Source organism: Flavobacterium sp. GW821-FHT12A05, from assembly GCF_058807735.1.
This window is the reverse complement of sequence record NZ_JBXAQY010000009.1, coordinates 113,749-129,935: the sequence shown is the minus strand read 5'-3', so window position 1 is coordinate 129,935 and position 16,187 is coordinate 113,749. Positions and strand designations below refer to the sequence as shown.

The 16,187-nt window shown below is 34.3% G+C and carries 27 protein-coding genes; 26 read left to right on the top strand and 1 reads right to left on the bottom strand.

From position 1 onward, the window contains the following. Positions 1-59: 59 nt before the first annotated feature. Positions 60-1,760: a BamA/TamA family outer membrane protein gene (locus AC1RRQ_RS20460; RefSeq protein WP_493024823.1), complete on the bottom strand. Its 1,701-nt coding sequence runs from the start codon at positions 1,758-1,760 to the stop codon at positions 60-62. Between the two features lie 182 nt (positions 1,761-1,942). Between AC1RRQ_RS20460 and rpsL the strand changes: the two genes are divergently transcribed. From rpsL to infA, 26 genes are all read left to right on the top strand, one after another. Then, positions 1,943-2,326, top strand: a complete 384-nt coding sequence (gene rpsL / locus AC1RRQ_RS20455; RefSeq protein ID WP_007136570.1) for a 30S ribosomal protein S12 — start codon at positions 1,943-1,945, stop codon at positions 2,324-2,326. Positions 2,327-2,350: 24 nt separating this feature from the next. After that, the gene (rpsG, locus tag AC1RRQ_RS20450; RefSeq protein WP_026727879.1) at positions 2,351-2,827 is read left to right on the top strand and encodes a 30S ribosomal protein S7; all 477 of its coding nucleotides are present in this window, start codon (positions 2,351-2,353) and stop codon (positions 2,825-2,827) included. A 10-nt stretch (positions 2,828-2,837) separates the two neighbouring features. Further along, on the top strand, positions 2,838-4,994 hold the full coding sequence (gene fusA, locus AC1RRQ_RS20445) for an elongation factor G (RefSeq protein WP_493024822.1): 2,157 nt from the start codon (positions 2,838-2,840) through the stop codon (positions 4,992-4,994). Positions 4,995-5,004: 10 nt separating this feature from the next. Then, positions 5,005-5,310, top strand: coding sequence for a 30S ribosomal protein S10 (gene rpsJ, locus AC1RRQ_RS20440; protein WP_007803605.1), 306 nt, complete (start codon positions 5,005-5,007; stop codon positions 5,308-5,310). Positions 5,311-5,714: 404 nt separating this feature from the next. Next, positions 5,715-6,332, top strand: a complete 618-nt coding sequence (gene rplC / locus AC1RRQ_RS20435) for a 50S ribosomal protein L3 (RefSeq protein ID WP_253791548.1) — start codon at positions 5,715-5,717, stop codon at positions 6,330-6,332. After that, positions 6,332-6,961: a 50S ribosomal protein L4 gene (gene rplD, locus AC1RRQ_RS20430; RefSeq protein WP_089055327.1), complete on the top strand. Its 630-nt coding sequence runs from the start codon at positions 6,332-6,334 to the stop codon at positions 6,959-6,961. The genes rplC and rplD overlap by 1 nt, the downstream gene beginning before the upstream one ends. A 7-nt stretch (positions 6,962-6,968) precedes the next feature. After that, positions 6,969-7,259: a 50S ribosomal protein L23 gene (rplW, locus tag AC1RRQ_RS20425; protein WP_012022489.1), complete on the top strand. Its 291-nt coding sequence runs from the start codon at positions 6,969-6,971 to the stop codon at positions 7,257-7,259. Positions 7,260-7,268: 9 nt separating this feature from the next. Further along, positions 7,269-8,093, top strand: coding sequence for a 50S ribosomal protein L2 (gene rplB / locus AC1RRQ_RS20420; RefSeq protein ID WP_035650459.1), 825 nt, complete (start codon positions 7,269-7,271; stop codon positions 8,091-8,093). A 6-nt stretch (positions 8,094-8,099) separates the two neighbouring features. Beyond that, positions 8,100-8,378: a 30S ribosomal protein S19 gene (gene rpsS, locus AC1RRQ_RS20415; protein WP_008464288.1), complete on the top strand. Its 279-nt coding sequence runs from the start codon at positions 8,100-8,102 to the stop codon at positions 8,376-8,378. Positions 8,379-8,384: 6 nt separating this feature from the next. Then, entirely contained in the window at positions 8,385-8,798 is a 414-nt protein-coding gene (rplV, locus tag AC1RRQ_RS20410; protein WP_007803631.1) for a 50S ribosomal protein L22, read from the top strand. A gap of 5 nt (positions 8,799-8,803) precedes the next feature. Then, complete coding sequence (rpsC, locus tag AC1RRQ_RS20405) at positions 8,804-9,562, top strand: 30S ribosomal protein S3 (protein WP_012022487.1); 759 nt, start codon at positions 8,804-8,806, stop codon at positions 9,560-9,562. Between the two features lie 19 nt (positions 9,563-9,581). After that, on the top strand, positions 9,582-10,007 hold the full coding sequence (gene rplP, locus AC1RRQ_RS20400; protein WP_017495016.1) for a 50S ribosomal protein L16: 426 nt from the start codon (positions 9,582-9,584) through the stop codon (positions 10,005-10,007). Positions 10,008-10,019: 12 nt separating this feature from the next. Further along, entirely contained in the window at positions 10,020-10,211 is a 192-nt protein-coding gene (gene rpmC, locus AC1RRQ_RS20395; protein ID WP_008464297.1) for a 50S ribosomal protein L29, read from the top strand. 17 nt (positions 10,212-10,228) lie between these two features. Further along, positions 10,229-10,489: a 30S ribosomal protein S17 gene (gene rpsQ / locus AC1RRQ_RS20390; protein ID WP_007803646.1), complete on the top strand. Its 261-nt coding sequence runs from the start codon at positions 10,229-10,231 to the stop codon at positions 10,487-10,489. Positions 10,490-10,491: 2 nt separating this feature from the next. Beyond that, on the top strand, positions 10,492-10,860 hold the full coding sequence (gene rplN, locus AC1RRQ_RS20385; RefSeq protein ID WP_007803649.1) for a 50S ribosomal protein L14: 369 nt from the start codon (positions 10,492-10,494) through the stop codon (positions 10,858-10,860). 11 nt (positions 10,861-10,871) lie between these two features. Continuing rightward, a complete protein-coding gene (gene rplX, locus AC1RRQ_RS20380; RefSeq protein WP_053470828.1) occupies positions 10,872-11,186 on the top strand; it encodes a 50S ribosomal protein L24 in 315 nt (104 codons plus the stop codon). A 2-nt stretch (positions 11,187-11,188) separates the two neighbouring features. Continuing rightward, positions 11,189-11,740, top strand: coding sequence for a 50S ribosomal protein L5 (gene rplE / locus AC1RRQ_RS20375; protein WP_111285049.1), 552 nt, complete (start codon positions 11,189-11,191; stop codon positions 11,738-11,740). Between the two features lie 3 nt (positions 11,741-11,743). Continuing rightward, the gene (gene rpsN, locus AC1RRQ_RS20370; RefSeq protein WP_031456037.1) at positions 11,744-12,013 is read left to right on the top strand and encodes a 30S ribosomal protein S14; all 270 of its coding nucleotides are present in this window, start codon (positions 11,744-11,746) and stop codon (positions 12,011-12,013) included. A 78-nt stretch (positions 12,014-12,091) separates the two neighbouring features. Further along, positions 12,092-12,490: a 30S ribosomal protein S8 gene (rpsH, locus tag AC1RRQ_RS20365; protein ID WP_029272051.1), complete on the top strand. Its 399-nt coding sequence runs from the start codon at positions 12,092-12,094 to the stop codon at positions 12,488-12,490. Between the two features lie 18 nt (positions 12,491-12,508). Beyond that, positions 12,509-13,051: a 50S ribosomal protein L6 gene (rplF, locus tag AC1RRQ_RS20360; RefSeq protein WP_493024821.1), complete on the top strand. Its 543-nt coding sequence runs from the start codon at positions 12,509-12,511 to the stop codon at positions 13,049-13,051. Positions 13,052-13,062: 11 nt separating this feature from the next. Continuing rightward, on the top strand, positions 13,063-13,413 hold the full coding sequence (gene rplR / locus AC1RRQ_RS20355) for a 50S ribosomal protein L18 (protein ID WP_083572173.1): 351 nt from the start codon (positions 13,063-13,065) through the stop codon (positions 13,411-13,413). A 3-nt stretch (positions 13,414-13,416) separates the two neighbouring features. Continuing rightward, positions 13,417-13,941: a 30S ribosomal protein S5 gene (gene rpsE / locus AC1RRQ_RS20350; protein ID WP_085950926.1), complete on the top strand. Its 525-nt coding sequence runs from the start codon at positions 13,417-13,419 to the stop codon at positions 13,939-13,941. Positions 13,942-13,952: 11 nt separating this feature from the next. Further along, positions 13,953-14,135 carry a 50S ribosomal protein L30 gene (gene rpmD, locus AC1RRQ_RS20345; RefSeq protein ID WP_056068811.1) on the top strand — a complete coding sequence of 61 codons (183 nt, stop codon included), beginning with the start codon at positions 13,953-13,955 and terminating at the stop codon, positions 14,133-14,135. An 11-nt stretch (positions 14,136-14,146) separates the two neighbouring features. Further along, positions 14,147-14,599, top strand: coding sequence for a 50S ribosomal protein L15 (rplO, locus tag AC1RRQ_RS20340; RefSeq protein ID WP_417939587.1), 453 nt, complete (start codon positions 14,147-14,149; stop codon positions 14,597-14,599). A 13-nt stretch (positions 14,600-14,612) separates the two neighbouring features. Continuing rightward, positions 14,613-15,959, top strand: a complete 1,347-nt coding sequence (secY, locus tag AC1RRQ_RS20335; protein WP_017495008.1) for a preprotein translocase subunit SecY — start codon at positions 14,613-14,615, stop codon at positions 15,957-15,959. 7 nt (positions 15,960-15,966) lie between these two features. Further along, a complete protein-coding gene (infA, locus tag AC1RRQ_RS20330) occupies positions 15,967-16,182 on the top strand; it encodes a translation initiation factor IF-1 (protein WP_007136545.1) in 216 nt (71 codons plus the stop codon). The last annotated feature ends 5 nt before the right edge of the window (positions 16,183-16,187 follow it).

Sequence of the window (16,187 nt, the reverse complement as noted above, 5' to 3'; positions counted from 1 at the left end):
TAAAGTCATAATAATTTGTTAATAAACCAAATCTTTTGGTAATGATTTATTTACAAATGTCAAAATTTAACATTATAACATATATTTACTATAGTGTTATATAATTTTAATTCTGCAGTTTTTTCTGCACCATTTGTTAGATTTATGTTTATGATTCCGTTGGGTGTTTGTATTGCTGTGCCTACTCCCAAGCCGATTAATTTTCTTATTTTTTGAGGATTAACTAGGCTGGTTAAATCTTGATAAAGGCCATAATCTAAGATCGAATTTATGTAAAGATTGGATGAAACTACATATCTGTATTCTGTAAGAATTGATGTGGTAAAATTTGCCTGAAGACTATTTTCTAAAAATCCTCGAATTGACTTTGTCCCTCCAAAACGAAATAATTCATTTGAGATGTAGTTTTTGCTTTTGAGATAAAAAGTTTGTGAATTTAAATTGATGTAATTTTTACTATTGATTTCGAAATTGTATAAGGCGTTTAAGTTTATTTGAAACTGTTTACTGGTGCCAGCTGTCTCAGGATCGTTGTTTGTATTTCTTTTTCCATAACCAATTAAAGAGTAAAGGAAAGCTTTTTTAGGCATTAGATTATTTTCGTAATCTACTCTTCTGTATTCATAAGAGCTTGTAAGGTATGAATTTTTGAAATCACTTATAAGTGAGTTGTTTGTGTTTTGAATATCGCTAGATTCTGTAGATTGATAGCCAAGATAAATTTTAGAATTATAGTTTAAATAATACCCTAAATCAATAGCAGTTTTAGTGTTTTGAAATGTGCTGTCTTGTTTAAAGATGTTCAATTGTGCTTTGATTCCTAATGACGAATTGAAAATATATGGAATTTCAAGCTTAGTGTTAAAGGTTTTTTGTTGATTTCCGTCGCTTTTCCAATACAATGAAAATTGCTCTCCGGCATGAAGAGTGTTAACTAATGAAACATCAAGATAACCGTTTAGTGTTACTTTCTTATTTTCATCATTAGAAAAACCAATAAAACCGTCAAAGGTATTTGCTTTTCTTTTTTCTATATAAGTATAGATTTTTGTAGAGTCGTTTGTAAAAAGTATTTCAGGATACTTTGTTTGGGTGACAAATTCAAAACTGTTGATGTCTTCGTAAAGCTGTTTTGTAATTTCTTGATTAAAAGTCTTGTTTAAATATTTTTTATTGAGTTGTTTTAAATGTCCTTTTGGAAAAAAGCTGCTTGAAGAGCTATTGGTATAATTTAGAATAATAGAATTTACACTGCGTTTTTTTTCGGATTTAAAGTTTAAGTCGGCATAAATTATTAAATTCTTTCTTTGAATATTTTCAAGTTTAATTTTACTTAGTGCAAAACCAGCTTTTTCTGCGTTGACTATTTTTTCATTTAGATAGTTTTCAATCTCGTCGTACGGAATAATTATGGTGTCATTTTGTCTTTTTTTGGGATTTAAAAAAAGATTATTTGTACCTATATATATATGTATGTTTTTTATTCTGTTTTTTAGGTCAAAAAGTGAAATGTATGTGCTGTCATTTATCTGTTTAGTTTCTAGTATTTTGTTATCTAGAAAGCCTTTTTTTGAGAGCTTTTCAGAAGTGATTTTAATCTCATTAAAGAGTGATTTTATATTTGGATGTTTTGTGGAATAATTTACAGAATCAATGATTTTGTTTTCCGTAATGTTTGATCCGCTTATTTTTAAATAAAAATTTTGGCTGTAAGCCGAAAAGCTTATAAGAAAAAACAATGCTTGGAAAAACTGTTTCAAGTGTGAGAATTTTGTTTAGTTAAATGTATTGCAAATATCTATTGTTTGTTTGTAAAAACATACATTAAATAATGTTGTTGAAAATTAATAGATTAACGTTTGTATAGTGAAAATTATTTTATACATTTGCAACCCCGTAAAAAGCGGGAATTTAATAAACATAATAATTTTTAGTATTAATTATGCCAACAATTCAACAATTAGTAAGAACAGGAAGAACTCAGATAACTAAGAAGAGTAAATCGGTTGCTTTAGATTCTTGTCCTCAAAGAAGAGGGGTTTGTACGCGTGTTTACACTACTACACCAAAAAAACCAAACTCTGCAATGCGTAAAGTTGCGCGTGTACGTTTGACAAATGGTAATGAGGTGAATGCTTACATTCCTGGAGAAGGACACAATCTACAAGAGCACTCGATAGTATTAGTTAGAGGCGGAAGGGTAAAAGATTTACCAGGTGTTAGATATCATATCGTTCGTGGAGCGCTTGACACGTCAGGAGTTGCAGGAAGAACGCAAAGAAGATCTAAGTACGGTGCTAAACGCCCAAAAGAAGCAAAAAAGTAATTTAAAAACTTTTAAGAAAAAGACATGAGAAAAAGAGCGGCAAAGAAAAGACCACTTTTACCAGATCCAAGGTTTAACGACCAATTAGTAACGCGTTTTGTGAACAACTTAATGTGGGATGGTAAGAAATCTACAGCTTTTAAAGTATTTTATGATGCCATTGATATCATTGAAACTAAAAAGCAAAATGATGAGAAAACTTCATTAGAGATCTGGAAAGATGCTTTAACAAACGTTATGCCTCACGTAGAAGTACGTAGTCGTAGAGTTGGTGGAGCTACATTCCAAATTCCAATGCAGATTCGTCCAGACAGAAAAATCTCTATGGCAATGAAGTGGTTAATACTTTATTCTAGAAGAAGAAATGAAAAATCTATGGCACAACGTTTAGCGTCAGAATGTTTAGCTGCTGCTAAAGAAGAAGGTGCTGCGGTTAAGAAAAGAATGGATACTCACAAAATGGCAGAAGCTAACAAAGCATTCTCTCACTTTAGATTTTAATTCGTAAGAAATGGCTAGAGATTTAAAATATACAAGAAATATCGGAATTGCTGCTCACATTGATGCTGGTAAAACAACAACTACTGAGCGTATTCTTTTTTATACTGGAAAGTCACACAAAATTGGTGAGGTGCACGATGGTGCTGCAACAATGGACTGGATGGCGCAAGAGCAGGAAAGAGGTATTACAATTACTTCTGCTGCTACAACTTGTACTTGGAATTTTCCAACGGAGCAAGGTAAAGTTATTCCACAATCATTACCTTACCACTTTAATATTATTGATACTCCTGGACACGTTGACTTTACTGTAGAGGTAAACCGTTCTTTACGTGTACTTGATGGTTTAGTTTTCTTGTTTAGTGCTGTTGATGGTGTTGAGCCTCAATCAGAAACTAACTGGAGACTTGCTGATCAATATAGAGTTCCTCGTATGGGATTCGTAAATAAAATGGACCGTCAAGGTGCTAACTTTTTAGCTGTATGCGGACAGGTTAAAGATATGTTGAAATCGAATGCGGTTGCAATTACTTTGCCTATTGGAGACGAAGCTGATTTTAAAGGTATTGTTGACTTAGTGAAAAATCAAGCTATTGTATGGCATGATGAAACACAAGGAGCTACTTTTGATATCGTTGATATTCCAGCTGATATGGTTGATGAAGTAAAACAATATCGTTCTATTCTTATCGAAGAGATTGCAACTTATGATGAAAATCTTTTGGATAAATACATGGAAGATGAAAACTCTATTACAGAGGAAGAAATCAACAATGCATTAAGAGCGGCTACTATTGATATGGCAATCATTCCAATGCTTGCAGGTTCTTCTTTCAAAAACAAAGGTGTTCAATTTATGTTGGATGCAGTTTGTAAGTATTTACCATCTCCTTTAGATAAAGAAGGTATTGAGGGAATTCACCCTGATGATGCTGATTTATTAGAAGAAGATCAAACGAAAATTTTACGTAAGCCAGATGTTAAAGAGCCATTCGCTGCTTTAGCATTTAAAATCGCTACTGACCCATTCGTAGGTCGTTTGGCTTTCTTCCGTGCATATTCTGGACGTTTAGATGCTGGTTCTTATGTTTTAAATACTCGTTCTGGTAATAAAGAAAGAATTTCTCGTATTTACCAAATGCACGCTAATAAACAAAATCCAATCGAATTTATTGAGGCTGGAGATATTGGTGCTGCTGTTGGATTTAAAGATATTAAAACAGGAGATACTCTTTGTGATGAAAAGAATCCAATTGTATTGGAGTCTATGAAATTCCCTGATCCGGTAATTGGTATTGCTATTGAGCCAAAAACAAAAGCTGACGTTGATAAAATGGGTATGGCTTTAGCTAAATTAGCTGAAGAAGATCCAACATTTACAGTTAGAACTGATGAGGCTTCTGGTCAAACTATTATTTCAGGTATGGGTGAGCTTCACTTAGATATCTTAGTAGATCGTATGAAACGTGAATTTAAAGTTGAAGTGAACCAAGGTGAGCCTCAAGTTGAGTACAAAGAAGCGTTTACAAGATCTGCAACACATAGAGAGACTTACAAGAAACAATCTGGAGGTCGTGGTAAATTTGGTGATATCGTATTTACAATCGAGCCTGCTGATGAAGTTGATGGTAAGGTTCCAGTTGGATTACAATTTATCAATGCTGTAAAAGGTGGTAACGTTCCTAAAGAATATATCCCTGCTGTTGAAAAAGGATTTAGAGAGGCTATGAAAACTGGTCCATTGGCAGGATATGCTGTGGATAGTTTAAAAGTAACTTTAACTGATGGATCTTTCCACCCTGTGGATTCTGATGCATTGTCTTTTGAATTAGCTGCAAGAATGGGTTATAAAGAATCAGGACGTGCTGCTGGAGCTGTTATTCTTGAGCCAATCATGAAAATCGAAGTTATTACTCCAGAAGAAAACATGGGTGATATCGTAGGTGACTTGAACCGTCGTAGAGGTCAGGTTAATGATATGGGTGATAGAAATGGTGCTAAAACTATTAAGGCTGATGTGCCTTTATCAGAAATGTTTGGATATGTAACTACATTAAGAACATTATCTTCTGGTAGAGCTACTTCAACAATGGAGTTTTCTCACTATGCAGAAACACCTTCTAATATTTCAGAAGAGGTAATCAAAAAAGCAAAAGGTAACGCTTAATTTTAAGAAAATGAGTCAAAAAATCAGAATAAAACTAAAATCTTACGATCACATGTTGGTAGATAAATCTGCTGAAAAGATCGTAAAAACAGTAAAAACTACTGGAGCAGTTGTAACAGGTCCAATTCCGTTGCCAACTCACAAAAAACTTTTCACTGTGTTGCGTTCTCCGCACGTTAACAAAAAAGCGAGAGAGCAATTTGAAGTAATGTCATACAAGAGATTGATTGATATTTATTCATCTTCATCAAAAACTATTGATGCTTTAATGAAACTTGAATTGCCAAGTGGGGTTGAAGTAGAGATAAAAGTATAATTTTTATTATATTTATATATAAAAGCGAGACAGAAATGTCTCGCTTTTTTTTGTTGTTTCTATTTTGATTTTGTTGTTAAGTTTTTATAGTTTTTGTTTTAATTGAATGTTAGGTTTTTTTATTGAAATGCCTTTTATTTAGGTACTTGCCGATGGTTTTGCTTTGATTTTTAGATGTCTTTTTGTTGATAACTTTATTTTGTTTTTGTGTTGTGGGATTTATTTTTTGAATCAAATTATGGTCTATTGTTGTTGAGTTGAATCCTTGAATTTTGATAATGAGCGATTTAATTTTTCTAACTGTTTGGTATATTCGATTTTAATGTATACTTTTGCACTCCCTGTTTGGAAATTTCTGTTATTTTCAAATTGAAGGGAATTTTAGTAATTAATAATTAATATTTATGTCTGGGTTAATTGGTAAAAAAATCGGCATGACTAGTATTTTCGACGAAAACGGGAAAAACATTCCTTGTACAGTAATCGAGGCTGGGCCGTGTGTTGTTACCCAAGTCAGAACCAAAGGTGTTGACGGGTACGAAGCGTTGCAACTTGGTTTCGATGACAAAAACGAGAAACATTCTACTAAAGCGGCTTTAGGTCACTTTAAAAAAGCTGGAACTGTTGCTAAGAAAAAAGTCGTTGAATTCCAAGATTTCGCAACTGAGCAAAAATTAGGAGATCTTATTGATGTTTCTATTTTTGAAGAAGGAGAATTTGTAGATGTACAAGGTGTATCTAAAGGTAAAGGTTTCCAAGGTGTTGTTAAACGTCACGGTTTTGGTGGTGTTGGACAAGCTACTCATGGTCAGCATAACCGTTTAAGAGCGCCAGGTTCTGTGGGAGCTTCTTCTTATCCATCTAGAGTATTCAAAGGAATGCGTATGGCTGGAAGAATGGGAGGAGATAATGTAAAAGTACAAAACCTTAGAGTTTTAAAAGTAGTTGCTGAAAAGAACTTACTTGTTATTAAAGGATGTGTTCCTGGACATAAAAACTCTTACGTAATCATTCAGAAGTAATGGAAGTAAAAGTATTAGATTTCAACGGAAAAGATACTGGTAGAAAAGTTCAACTTTCTGATTCAGTATTCGCAATTGAACCAAACAATCACGCTGTATATCTTGATGTTAAGCAATATCTTGCTAATCAAAGACAAGGTACTCACAAAGCTAAGGAAAGAGCTGAAGTAACTGGAAGTACACGTAAGATTAAAAAACAAAAAGGAACAGGTACGGCTCGTGCGGGTAGTATCAAAAATCCATTGTTTAAAGGTGGTGGAACAATTTTCGGACCAAGACCAAGAAGTTATTCATTTAAATTGAATAAAGGCTTAAAAAGATTGGCAAGAAAATCAGCTTTCTCAATCAAAGCAAAAGAGTCGAACATTATCGTTCTTGAAGACTTTAATTTTGAGGCGCCAAACACTAAAAATTTCATTAACGTTTTGAAAGCTTTAGGGTTAGAAAATAAAAAATCTCTATTTGTGTTGGGAGAGTCAAATAAAAATGTATATTTGTCGTCACGCAATTTAAAGGCTTCTAATGTCGTAACTAGCTCAGAGTTAAGCACTTACGCTATTTTAAACACTAATAATTTAGTGCTTTTAGAAGGTTCTTTGGAGTTAATCGAAGAAAATTTAAGCAAATAATAGGAGTATGAGTATCATAATTAGACCTATAGTAACAGAAAAAGTAACCAAAGAAAGTGAAGTTCTAAACCGCTTCGGATTCGTTGTTGACAAAAAAGCAAACAAAGTTCAAATTAAGAAAGCTGTTGAGGCTGCTTATGGAGTAACTATCGTTTCAGTTAACACAATGAATGTGAGACCAGATAGATCTACTAAATACACTAAAAGTGGTTTAATCAGTGGAAAGACAAATGCAATCAAAAAAGCAATTGTTCAAGTACAAGAAGGAGAAACAATTGATTTTTACAACAATATCTAAGATAGAAAAATGTCAGTAAGAAAATTAAAACCTATTACCCCAGGTCAGCGATTTAGAGTTGTGAATGGTTATGACGCCATTACAACTGATAAGCCGGAACGCTCTTTGATAGCGCCGATAAAAAACTCTGGAGGTAGAAATAGTCAAGGAAAGATGACCATGCGTTATACGGGTGGTGGTCACAAGCAGAGATATCGTATTATTGATTTCAAAAGAACTAAAGATGGAATTCCAGCTACAGTGAAATCAATCGAATACGATCCAAATCGTACTGCATTTATCGCTTTATTAGCTTATGCTGATGGAGAGAAAACTTATGTAATTGCTCAAAACGGATTGAAAGTTGGTCAGAAATTAGTTTCTGGTCCAGAATCTCAACCTGAAATTGGTAATACATTGCCTTTAAGCAGAATTCCTCTTGGAACTGTTATATCTTGTATTGAGTTACGTCCAGGACAAGGAGCGGTTATTGCTCGTTCAGCTGGAACTTTTGCTCAGTTAATGGCAAGAGACGGGAAATATGCAACAATTAAAATGCCATCTGGTGAAACAAGATTAATCTTGTTAACTTGCTCGGCTACAATTGGAGCTGTTTCTAATTCTGACCACCAATTAGTTGTATCTGGAAAAGCAGGTAGAACAAGATGGTTAGGAAGAAGACCTAGAACTAGACCAGTAGCGATGAACCCAGTTGATCACCCTATGGGAGGTGGTGAAGGACGTTCTTCTGGAGGGCACCCACGTTCAAGAAACGGATTGCCAGCTAAAGGTTACAGAACTCGTTCTAAGAAAAACCCGAGTAACAAGTATATCGTAGAACGTAGAAAGAAATAATAAGATATGGCACGTTCATTAAAAAAAGGACCTTTCGTTCATTATAAATTAGACAAGAAAGTTCAGGAAAACGTAGAAAGTGGTAAAAATGCAGTTGTAAAGACTTGGTCTAGAGCTTCAATGATTACTCCGGATTTCGTTGGACAAACTATCGCAGTTCATAACGGTCGTCAATTTGTACCAGTTTACGTAACAGAAAACATGGTAGGTCACAAATTAGGAGAGTTTTCACCAACTAGATCTTTTAGAGGTCATGCTGGAGCAAAAAATAAAGGTAAAAAATAAGAAGCAATGGGAGTTCGTAAAAGAGAAACAGCAGATGCGAGAAAAGAGGCTAATAAGTCTATTGCTTTCGCAAAATTGAATAACTGCCCTACTTCACCTAGAAAAATGCGCTTAGTAGCGGACTTGGTAAGAGGTCAGAAGGTAGAAAGAGCACTTAACATTTTAAGATTCAGTTCTAAAGAAGCTTCAAGAAAATTAGAAAAACTATTATTATCTGCAATCAACAACTGGGAGCAAAAAAATAGTGAAGGTAATTTAGAAGAGGCTGGATTATTTGTTAAAGAGATCAGAGTAGATGGTGGAATGATGTTAAAAAGACTTCGTCCAGCTCCACAAGGTCGTGCACACAGAATAAGAAAACGTTCTAACCACGTTACAATCGTGCTTGGAGCTATCAATAACACACAAAGCAATTCTTAAGCAGCATGGGACAAAAGACAAATCCAATTGGAAATAGACTTGGTATCATCAGAGGGTGGGACTCAAACTGGTATGGTGGAAATGATTACGGTGATAAACTTGCCGAAGATCACAAAATCAGAAAGTACATCCACGCTCGTTTATCAAAAGCTAGTGTATCAAAAGTAATCATCGAGAGAACTTTGAAACTTGTAACCGTTACTATCACTACTGCTAGACCTGGTATCATTATCGGAAAAGGTGGACAAGAGGTAGACAAGTTAAAAGAAGAACTTAAGAAAGTTACTGACAAAGAGGTTCAAATTAACATCTTTGAAATTAAAAGACCTGAGTTAGATGCTTATCTTGTGGCGACTAGCATCGCTCGTCAAATCGAAAGCCGTATCTCTTACAGACGTGCAATTAAGATGGCTATTGCAGCTTCTATGCGTATGAATGCAGAAGGTATTAAAGTTTTGATTTCTGGTCGTTTGAATGGAGCTGAAATGGCACGTTCAGAAGGTTTCAAAGAAGGTAGAATTCCTCTATCAACTTTCAGAGCTGATATTGATTATGCTTTGGCTGAAGCTCACACTACTTACGGTAGAATGGGTATCAAAGTATGGATCATGAAAGGTGAAGTTTATGGAAAGAGAGATCTTTCTCCACTTGCTGGAATGGATAAAAAACAATCTGGTACTGGCGGTGGTAAAGGTGGAGATGCCCCTAGAGGTAAATCTAACTTTAATAAAGGTGGAAAACCAGACGCTCGTAAAAGAAAGTAAATTTTTAAACTAAAGAAAAATGTTACAGCCTAAAAGAACAAAATACCGTAAGGTACAAAAAGGTAAAATGAAAGGTAACTCTCAAAGAGGGCATGAACTTTCTAATGGAATGTTTGGTATTAAATCTGTACATGAAGATGGAATGTTCTTAACTTCTCGTCAAATCGAAGCTGCACGTATTGCTGCAACTCGTTACATGAAGAGAGAGGGACAATTATGGATTAAAATATTTCCAGATAAACCTATTACTAAGAAACCTCTTGAAGTACGTATGGGTAAAGGTAAAGGAGCAGTTGAGTATTGGGCTGCTGTTGTTAAACCAGGAAGAATTATGTTTGAAGTTGGAGGAGTTCCATTGTCAGTTGCAAAAGAGGCTTTACGTCTTGCAGCTCAAAAACTTCCAGTAAAAACTAAGTTCGTCGTTGCTAGAGATTTCGAAGCATAATTAATATTTATTATGAAACAATCAGAAATAAAAGATCTTTCTGCAGCGGAGTTGCAAGAAAAACTTAGTCAAACTAAGAAAGTATATGCTGACCTAAAAATGGCTCACGCTATTTCTCCAATTGCTAACCCACTTCAAATTAGAAGCGTTAGAAGAACAGTTGCAAGATTGGCTACAGAGTTAACTAAAAGAGAGTTACAATAATTGTATTCTGCTGAAAGATGGAAGAAAAAAGAAATTTAAGAAAAGAAAGAATAGGTGTTGTTACTTCAAATAAAATGGATAAATCTATTGTTATTGCTGAAGTAAGAAAAGTAAAACACCCATTATACGGTAAGTTCGTGTTGAAAACTAAGAAATATGTTGCACACGACGAAACAAACGACTGTAACATTGGAGATACTGTAAGAATTAGCGAAACGCGTCCTTTAAGTAAAACAAAATGTTGGAGATTAGTTGAAATCTTAGAAAGAGCTAAATAATTATGGTACAACAGGAATCAAGACTAAAAGTAGCAGATAACACGGGAGCAAAAGAAGTTTTAACTATCCGTGTTTTAGGAGGTACCAAAAGAAGGTATGCCTCTGTTGGTGACAAGATTGTAGTATCTATTAAAGATGCAACTCCAAACGGTAACGTGAAAAAAGGAGCTGTTTCAACTGCAGTTGTTGTGCGTACCAAAAAAGAAGTGAGAAGAGCTGATGGTTCTTATATCCGTTTCGATGACAATGCATGTGTTCTTTTGAACGCTGCAGGGGAAATGAGAGGAACTCGTGTTTTTGGTCCGGTAGCAAGAGAACTTCGTGAAAAACAATTCATGAAAATTGTATCATTAGCACCAGAAGTGCTTTAATTCGTTTTAAGATGATAAAGCTAAAAATAAAATCAGGAGATATCGTAAGAGTTATTGCTGGAGACCATAAAGGTGCTGAAGGTAAAGTTTTACGTGTTTACCGTGAGAAAAATAAAGCGATAGTTGAAGGTGTAAACCTGGTTTCAAAACATACAAAACCAAGTGCTAAAAACCCTCAAGGTGGTATCGTTAAGAAAGAGGCTTCTATTCAAATTTCTAACATTTCACTAATTGATCCTAAAACTAAGGAAACAACTAGAGTAGGTATTAGAGTAGAAGGAGATAAGAAAGTAAGATTTTCAAAAAAATCTAATCAAGTACTATAGTAATGGCATATACACCTAGACTAAAAGAAGAATATAAGAGTAGAGTAATCTCTGCTCTTAAAGAAGAGTTCGGATATACAAACGTTATGCAAGTTCCAAAACTTGAAAAAATCGTTTTGAGCCGTGGAGTTGGTGCAGCTGTATCTGATAAAAAACTTATTGACTATGCAGTTGATGAGTTAACAAAGATCACTGGACAAAAAGCAGTATCTACAATTTCAAAGAAAGACGTTGCGTCATTCAAATTGAGAAAAGGGATGCCTATTGGAGCAAAAGTTACTTTACGTGGAGAAAGAATGTATGAGTTTTTAGATAGACTTATTACTTCATCTTTGCCGCGTGTTAGAGATTTTAGTGGTATTAAAGCTACTGGTTTCGACGGAAGAGGTAACTACAATCTTGGAGTTTTAGAGCAAATCATTTTCCCAGAAATTGATATTGACAAAGTAAACAAAATTTCAGGAATGGATATTACATTTGTTACTACTGCAAAAACAGACAAGGAAGCAAAGTCATTATTGGCTGAATTAGGATTACCTTTTAAAAAGAATTAAGATATGGCTAAAGAATCAATGAAAGCCCGTGAGGTTAAAAGAGAGAAAACGGTAGCTAAGTACGCTGAAAAAAGAAAAGCTTTATTAGAAGCTGGAGATTATGAAGGCCTACAAAAATTACCTAAAAATGCTTCACCAGTTCGTTTACACAATCGTTGTAAATTAACAGGTAGACCTAGAGGTTATATCCGTCAATTCGGTATTTCACGTGTAACTTTCCGTGAAATGGCTAACAATGGATTAATTCCAGGTGTAAAAAAAGCCAGCTGGTAATTTAAAAAAGTTTATAAATTGATTAAAGGTTCAGGAGGCAAAGTGCTTCCTGAAAACCATAATCGCAATCAAATACATATGTATACAGATCCTATTGCAGATTATTTGACTAGAGTTCGTAACGCTGTGGCTGCAAACCACAAAGTTGTTGAAATTCCAGCTTCTAATCTTAAAAAAGAAATAACTAAGATCTTATTTGATCAAGGTTATATCTTAAGTTACAAATTTGAAACGAACACTGTTCAAGGTTCTATCAAAATTGCTTTAAAGTATGATAAAGATACTAAAGAGCCTGTAATTAAAGATATCCAAAGAATTAGTAAACCTGGTTTACGTAAGTACGCAGGTGCTGCCAAATTACCAAGAATCCTTAACGGATTAGGAATTGCTATTGTTTCTACTTCAAAAGGTCTTATGACCGGAAAACAAGCGAAACAATTAAATGTTGGTGGTGAAGTAATTTGTTACGTATACTAATTTTAAACACTAGATAAGATGTCAAGAATAGGTAAAAGCCCAATTGTAATCCCTGCTGGTGTAACTGTTGAAGTTAAAGAAGGTAATATTACAGTAAAAGGAAAAAAAGGTCAATTAGTTCAGGAGTTTTCGGACGTAAATGTAACTGTTGAAGGCGATCAAGTTTTAGTAGAAAGATCGTCTGATCATAAAGACCATAGAGCAAAACACGGATTATACAGATCATTAATCAATAACATGATTGTTGGTGTGAATGAAGGTTTTACAAAAGAACTAGAATTAGTTGGAGTTGGATATAGAGCTTCAAACCAAGGTCAAAAACTAGATTTAGCTCTTGGATATTCTCACAATATTGTTTTAGAAATTGCTCCAGAAGTATCTTTAGAAACAATATCTGAAAAAGGTAAGAACCCAATCGTAAAATTAACATCATTTGATAAACAACTTTTAGGTCAAGTTGCTGCGAAAATCAGAGGTTTCCGTAAGCCAGAGCCATACAAAGGTAAAGGTGTTAAATTTGTGGGTGAAGTATTAAGAAGAAAAGCAGGTAAATCAGCTTAAAAAATAAGATTATGTCATTAACAAAATCTGAAAGAAGACAGAGAATTAAATTCAGAATTAGAAAAACGATTAGTGGTTCTGCTGCTAAACCAAGACTATCTGTATTTAGAAGTAACAAAGAAATTTATGCTCAACTTATTGATGATGTAAATGGAGTTACTATATTAGCTGCATCTTCGAGAGAAAAAGAAATAGGAAAAGGTACTAACGTTGAAATCGCTGCTGCTGTTGGAAAATTAGTTGCAGAGAAAGCGTTAAAAGCTGGGATTGATACCATTACTTTTGATAGAGGTGGATATTTATATCACGGTCGTATTAAATCATTAGCAGAAGGCGCAAGAGCGGCTGGACTTAAATTCTAATATATTATGTCTAAATACAAAAATGTAGAATTGGTAAAACCAAGTGGTCTTGAACTTAAAGATCGTCTGGTAAGTGTTAATCGTGTTACTAAAGTTACAAAAGGTGGTAGAGCTTTCGGTTTTTCTGCTATTGTAGTTGTAGGTGATGAAAATGGAGTAGTTGGTCACGGATTAGGAAAATCTAAAGACGTTTCTGAAGCAATTGCGAAAGCAGTAGAAGATGCTAAGAAAAATTTAGTAAAAATTCCTTTGAATGGTCAATCAGTTCCTCACGAACAAAAAGGTAAATTTGGTGGTGCGCGTGTATTCTTAATTCCTGCTTCTCATGGTACAGGAGTTATTGCTGGTGGAGCTGTTCGTTCAGTTCTTGAATCAGTAGGTATTCACGATGTATTATCTAAATCTCAAGGATCATCAAATCCTCATAACGTAGTTAAAGCAACTTTTGATGCTTTATTACAAATGAGAAGCGCTCATACTGTTGCAAAACAAAGAGGTGTTTCTTTAGAAAAAGTTTTTAAAGGTTAATCAAGGAAATTATGGCTAAATTATTAGTAAAACAAGTAAGAAGCAAGATCAACTGCCCTCTTTCTCAAAAGAGAGGTTTAGAAGCTTTAGGTCTACGTAAAATGGGACAAGTTGTGGAGCATGAGTCAAATCCTGCTATCCTTGGGATGATAAACAAAGTTAAACACTTAGTTTCTGTTGAAGAAGCTAAATAACAAATACTGTTATGAATTTAAGTAACTTACAACCTGCTGAGGGATCAACGCACAATCAAAATAAAAGATTAGGTAGAGGAGAAGGTTCTGGAAAAGGTGGTACTTCTGCAAGAGGTCACAAAGGGGCAAAATCTCGTTCTGGTTATTCTAAAAAGATTGGTTTTGAGGGTGGACAAATGCCACTTCAAAGACGTGTTCCTAAGTTTGGTTTCAAAAACATCAATCGTAAAGAATACGAAGGTGTTAATTTAGATACGCTTCAATTATTAGTAGACAATGGTGTGATTACTGATTCTGTTTCAATGACAGATTTCGTAGCAAATCGTCTAGCTACCAAAAATGAAATCGTTAAGATTTTAGGTAGAGGAGAATTGAAAGCAAAATTAAAAGTAACTGCCCACAAATTTACTGCTACTGCAAAAGCTGCTATTGAAGCTGCTGGTGGAGAGGCTGTAACTATATAACTTATCTATTAAGATGAAGAAATTTATTGAATCAATAAGTAATGTTTGGAAAATCGAAGAACTGAAAAACAGAATCTTAATTACATTAGGATTGCTTTTAGTATATCGTTTTGGTGCACACGTTACGCTTCCTGGAATTGACGCAACTCAATTAACAGGTTTAGCGGGACAAACTAAAAATGGTTTAGGATCTATCCTAGACATGTTTACTGGGGGTGCTTTCTCTAAAGCTTCAGTTTTTGCTTTAGGTATTATGCCTTATATTTCTGCATCTATTGTTGTTCAGTTAATGGGAATTGCGATTCCTTATTTACAAAAACTTCAAAATGATGGAGAAAGTGGTAGAAAAAAGATTAATCAAATCACTCGTTGGTTGACTATAGCTATTACACTGGTTCAAGGTCCAACTTATATCTATAATTTATACAGAACATTGCCTGGTAGTGCATTTCTACTAGGCTTTAATTCTCCTGAATTTTTGTTCTCGTCAGTTATCATCTTAGTTACAGGTACAATTTTTGCTATGTGGCTTGGTGAGAAAATTACAGATAAAGGTATTGGAAATGGAATTTCATTATTAATTATGGTTGGTATCTTAGCTCGTTTACCGCAAGCTTTTATTCAAGAGTTTACTACGAGAGTTACCAATAACAATGGAGGTCCAATGTTGTTAGTTATTGAAATTATTGTGTGGTTATTAGTAATCATTTCTTGTGTATTGCTTACAATGGCAGTACGTAGAATCCCGGTTCAATACGCTCGTCGTACAACAACTGGTGATTATGAGCAAGATTTGGCAGGTGGTAATAGACAATGGATTCCTCTAAAGCTTAATGCTTCTGGAGTTATGCCAATCATTTTTGCTCAGGCAATTATGTTTATCCCTGCAGCTGTAGCTGGACTGTCTAAGTCAGATACATCACAATCTATTGTTGGTGCATTTAGTAATATGTTTGGTTTTTGGTATAACTTTGTTTTTGCAACTTTAATTATTGTATTTACATTCTTTTATACTGCAATCACTGTACCTACTAACAAAATGGCTGATGATTTAAAAAGAAGTGGTGGTTTTATTCCTGGAGTTCGTCCGGGAGCTGAAACTTCAGATTTCTTAGATAAAGTGATGTCTTTAATAACTTTCCCAGGATCTTTATTCCTTGCTTTGATTGCTGTGTTCCCAGCTATTGTTGTAAGTATTATGGATGTACAACAATCTTGGGCAATGTTTTTTGGAGGTACCTCATTAATAATTATGGTTGGAGTTGCGATAGATACTATTCAACAAATCAATTCATACTTGTTAAACAAACATTATGATGGTTTAATGAAGACTGGTAAAAATAGAAAAGCAGTAGCTTAATATATTTATGGCAAAACAATCAGCAATAGAACAAGACGGATCAATCATCGAAGCATTATCTAATGCGATGTTCCGTGTGGAGTTAGAAAATGGACATATTGTAATTGCTCATATTTCTGGAAAGATGCGTATGCATTATATCAAATTATTACCTGGTGATAAAGTGAAACTAGAAATGAGTCCTTACGATTTGTCAAAAGCAAGAATTACTTATCGATATTAAAGGAT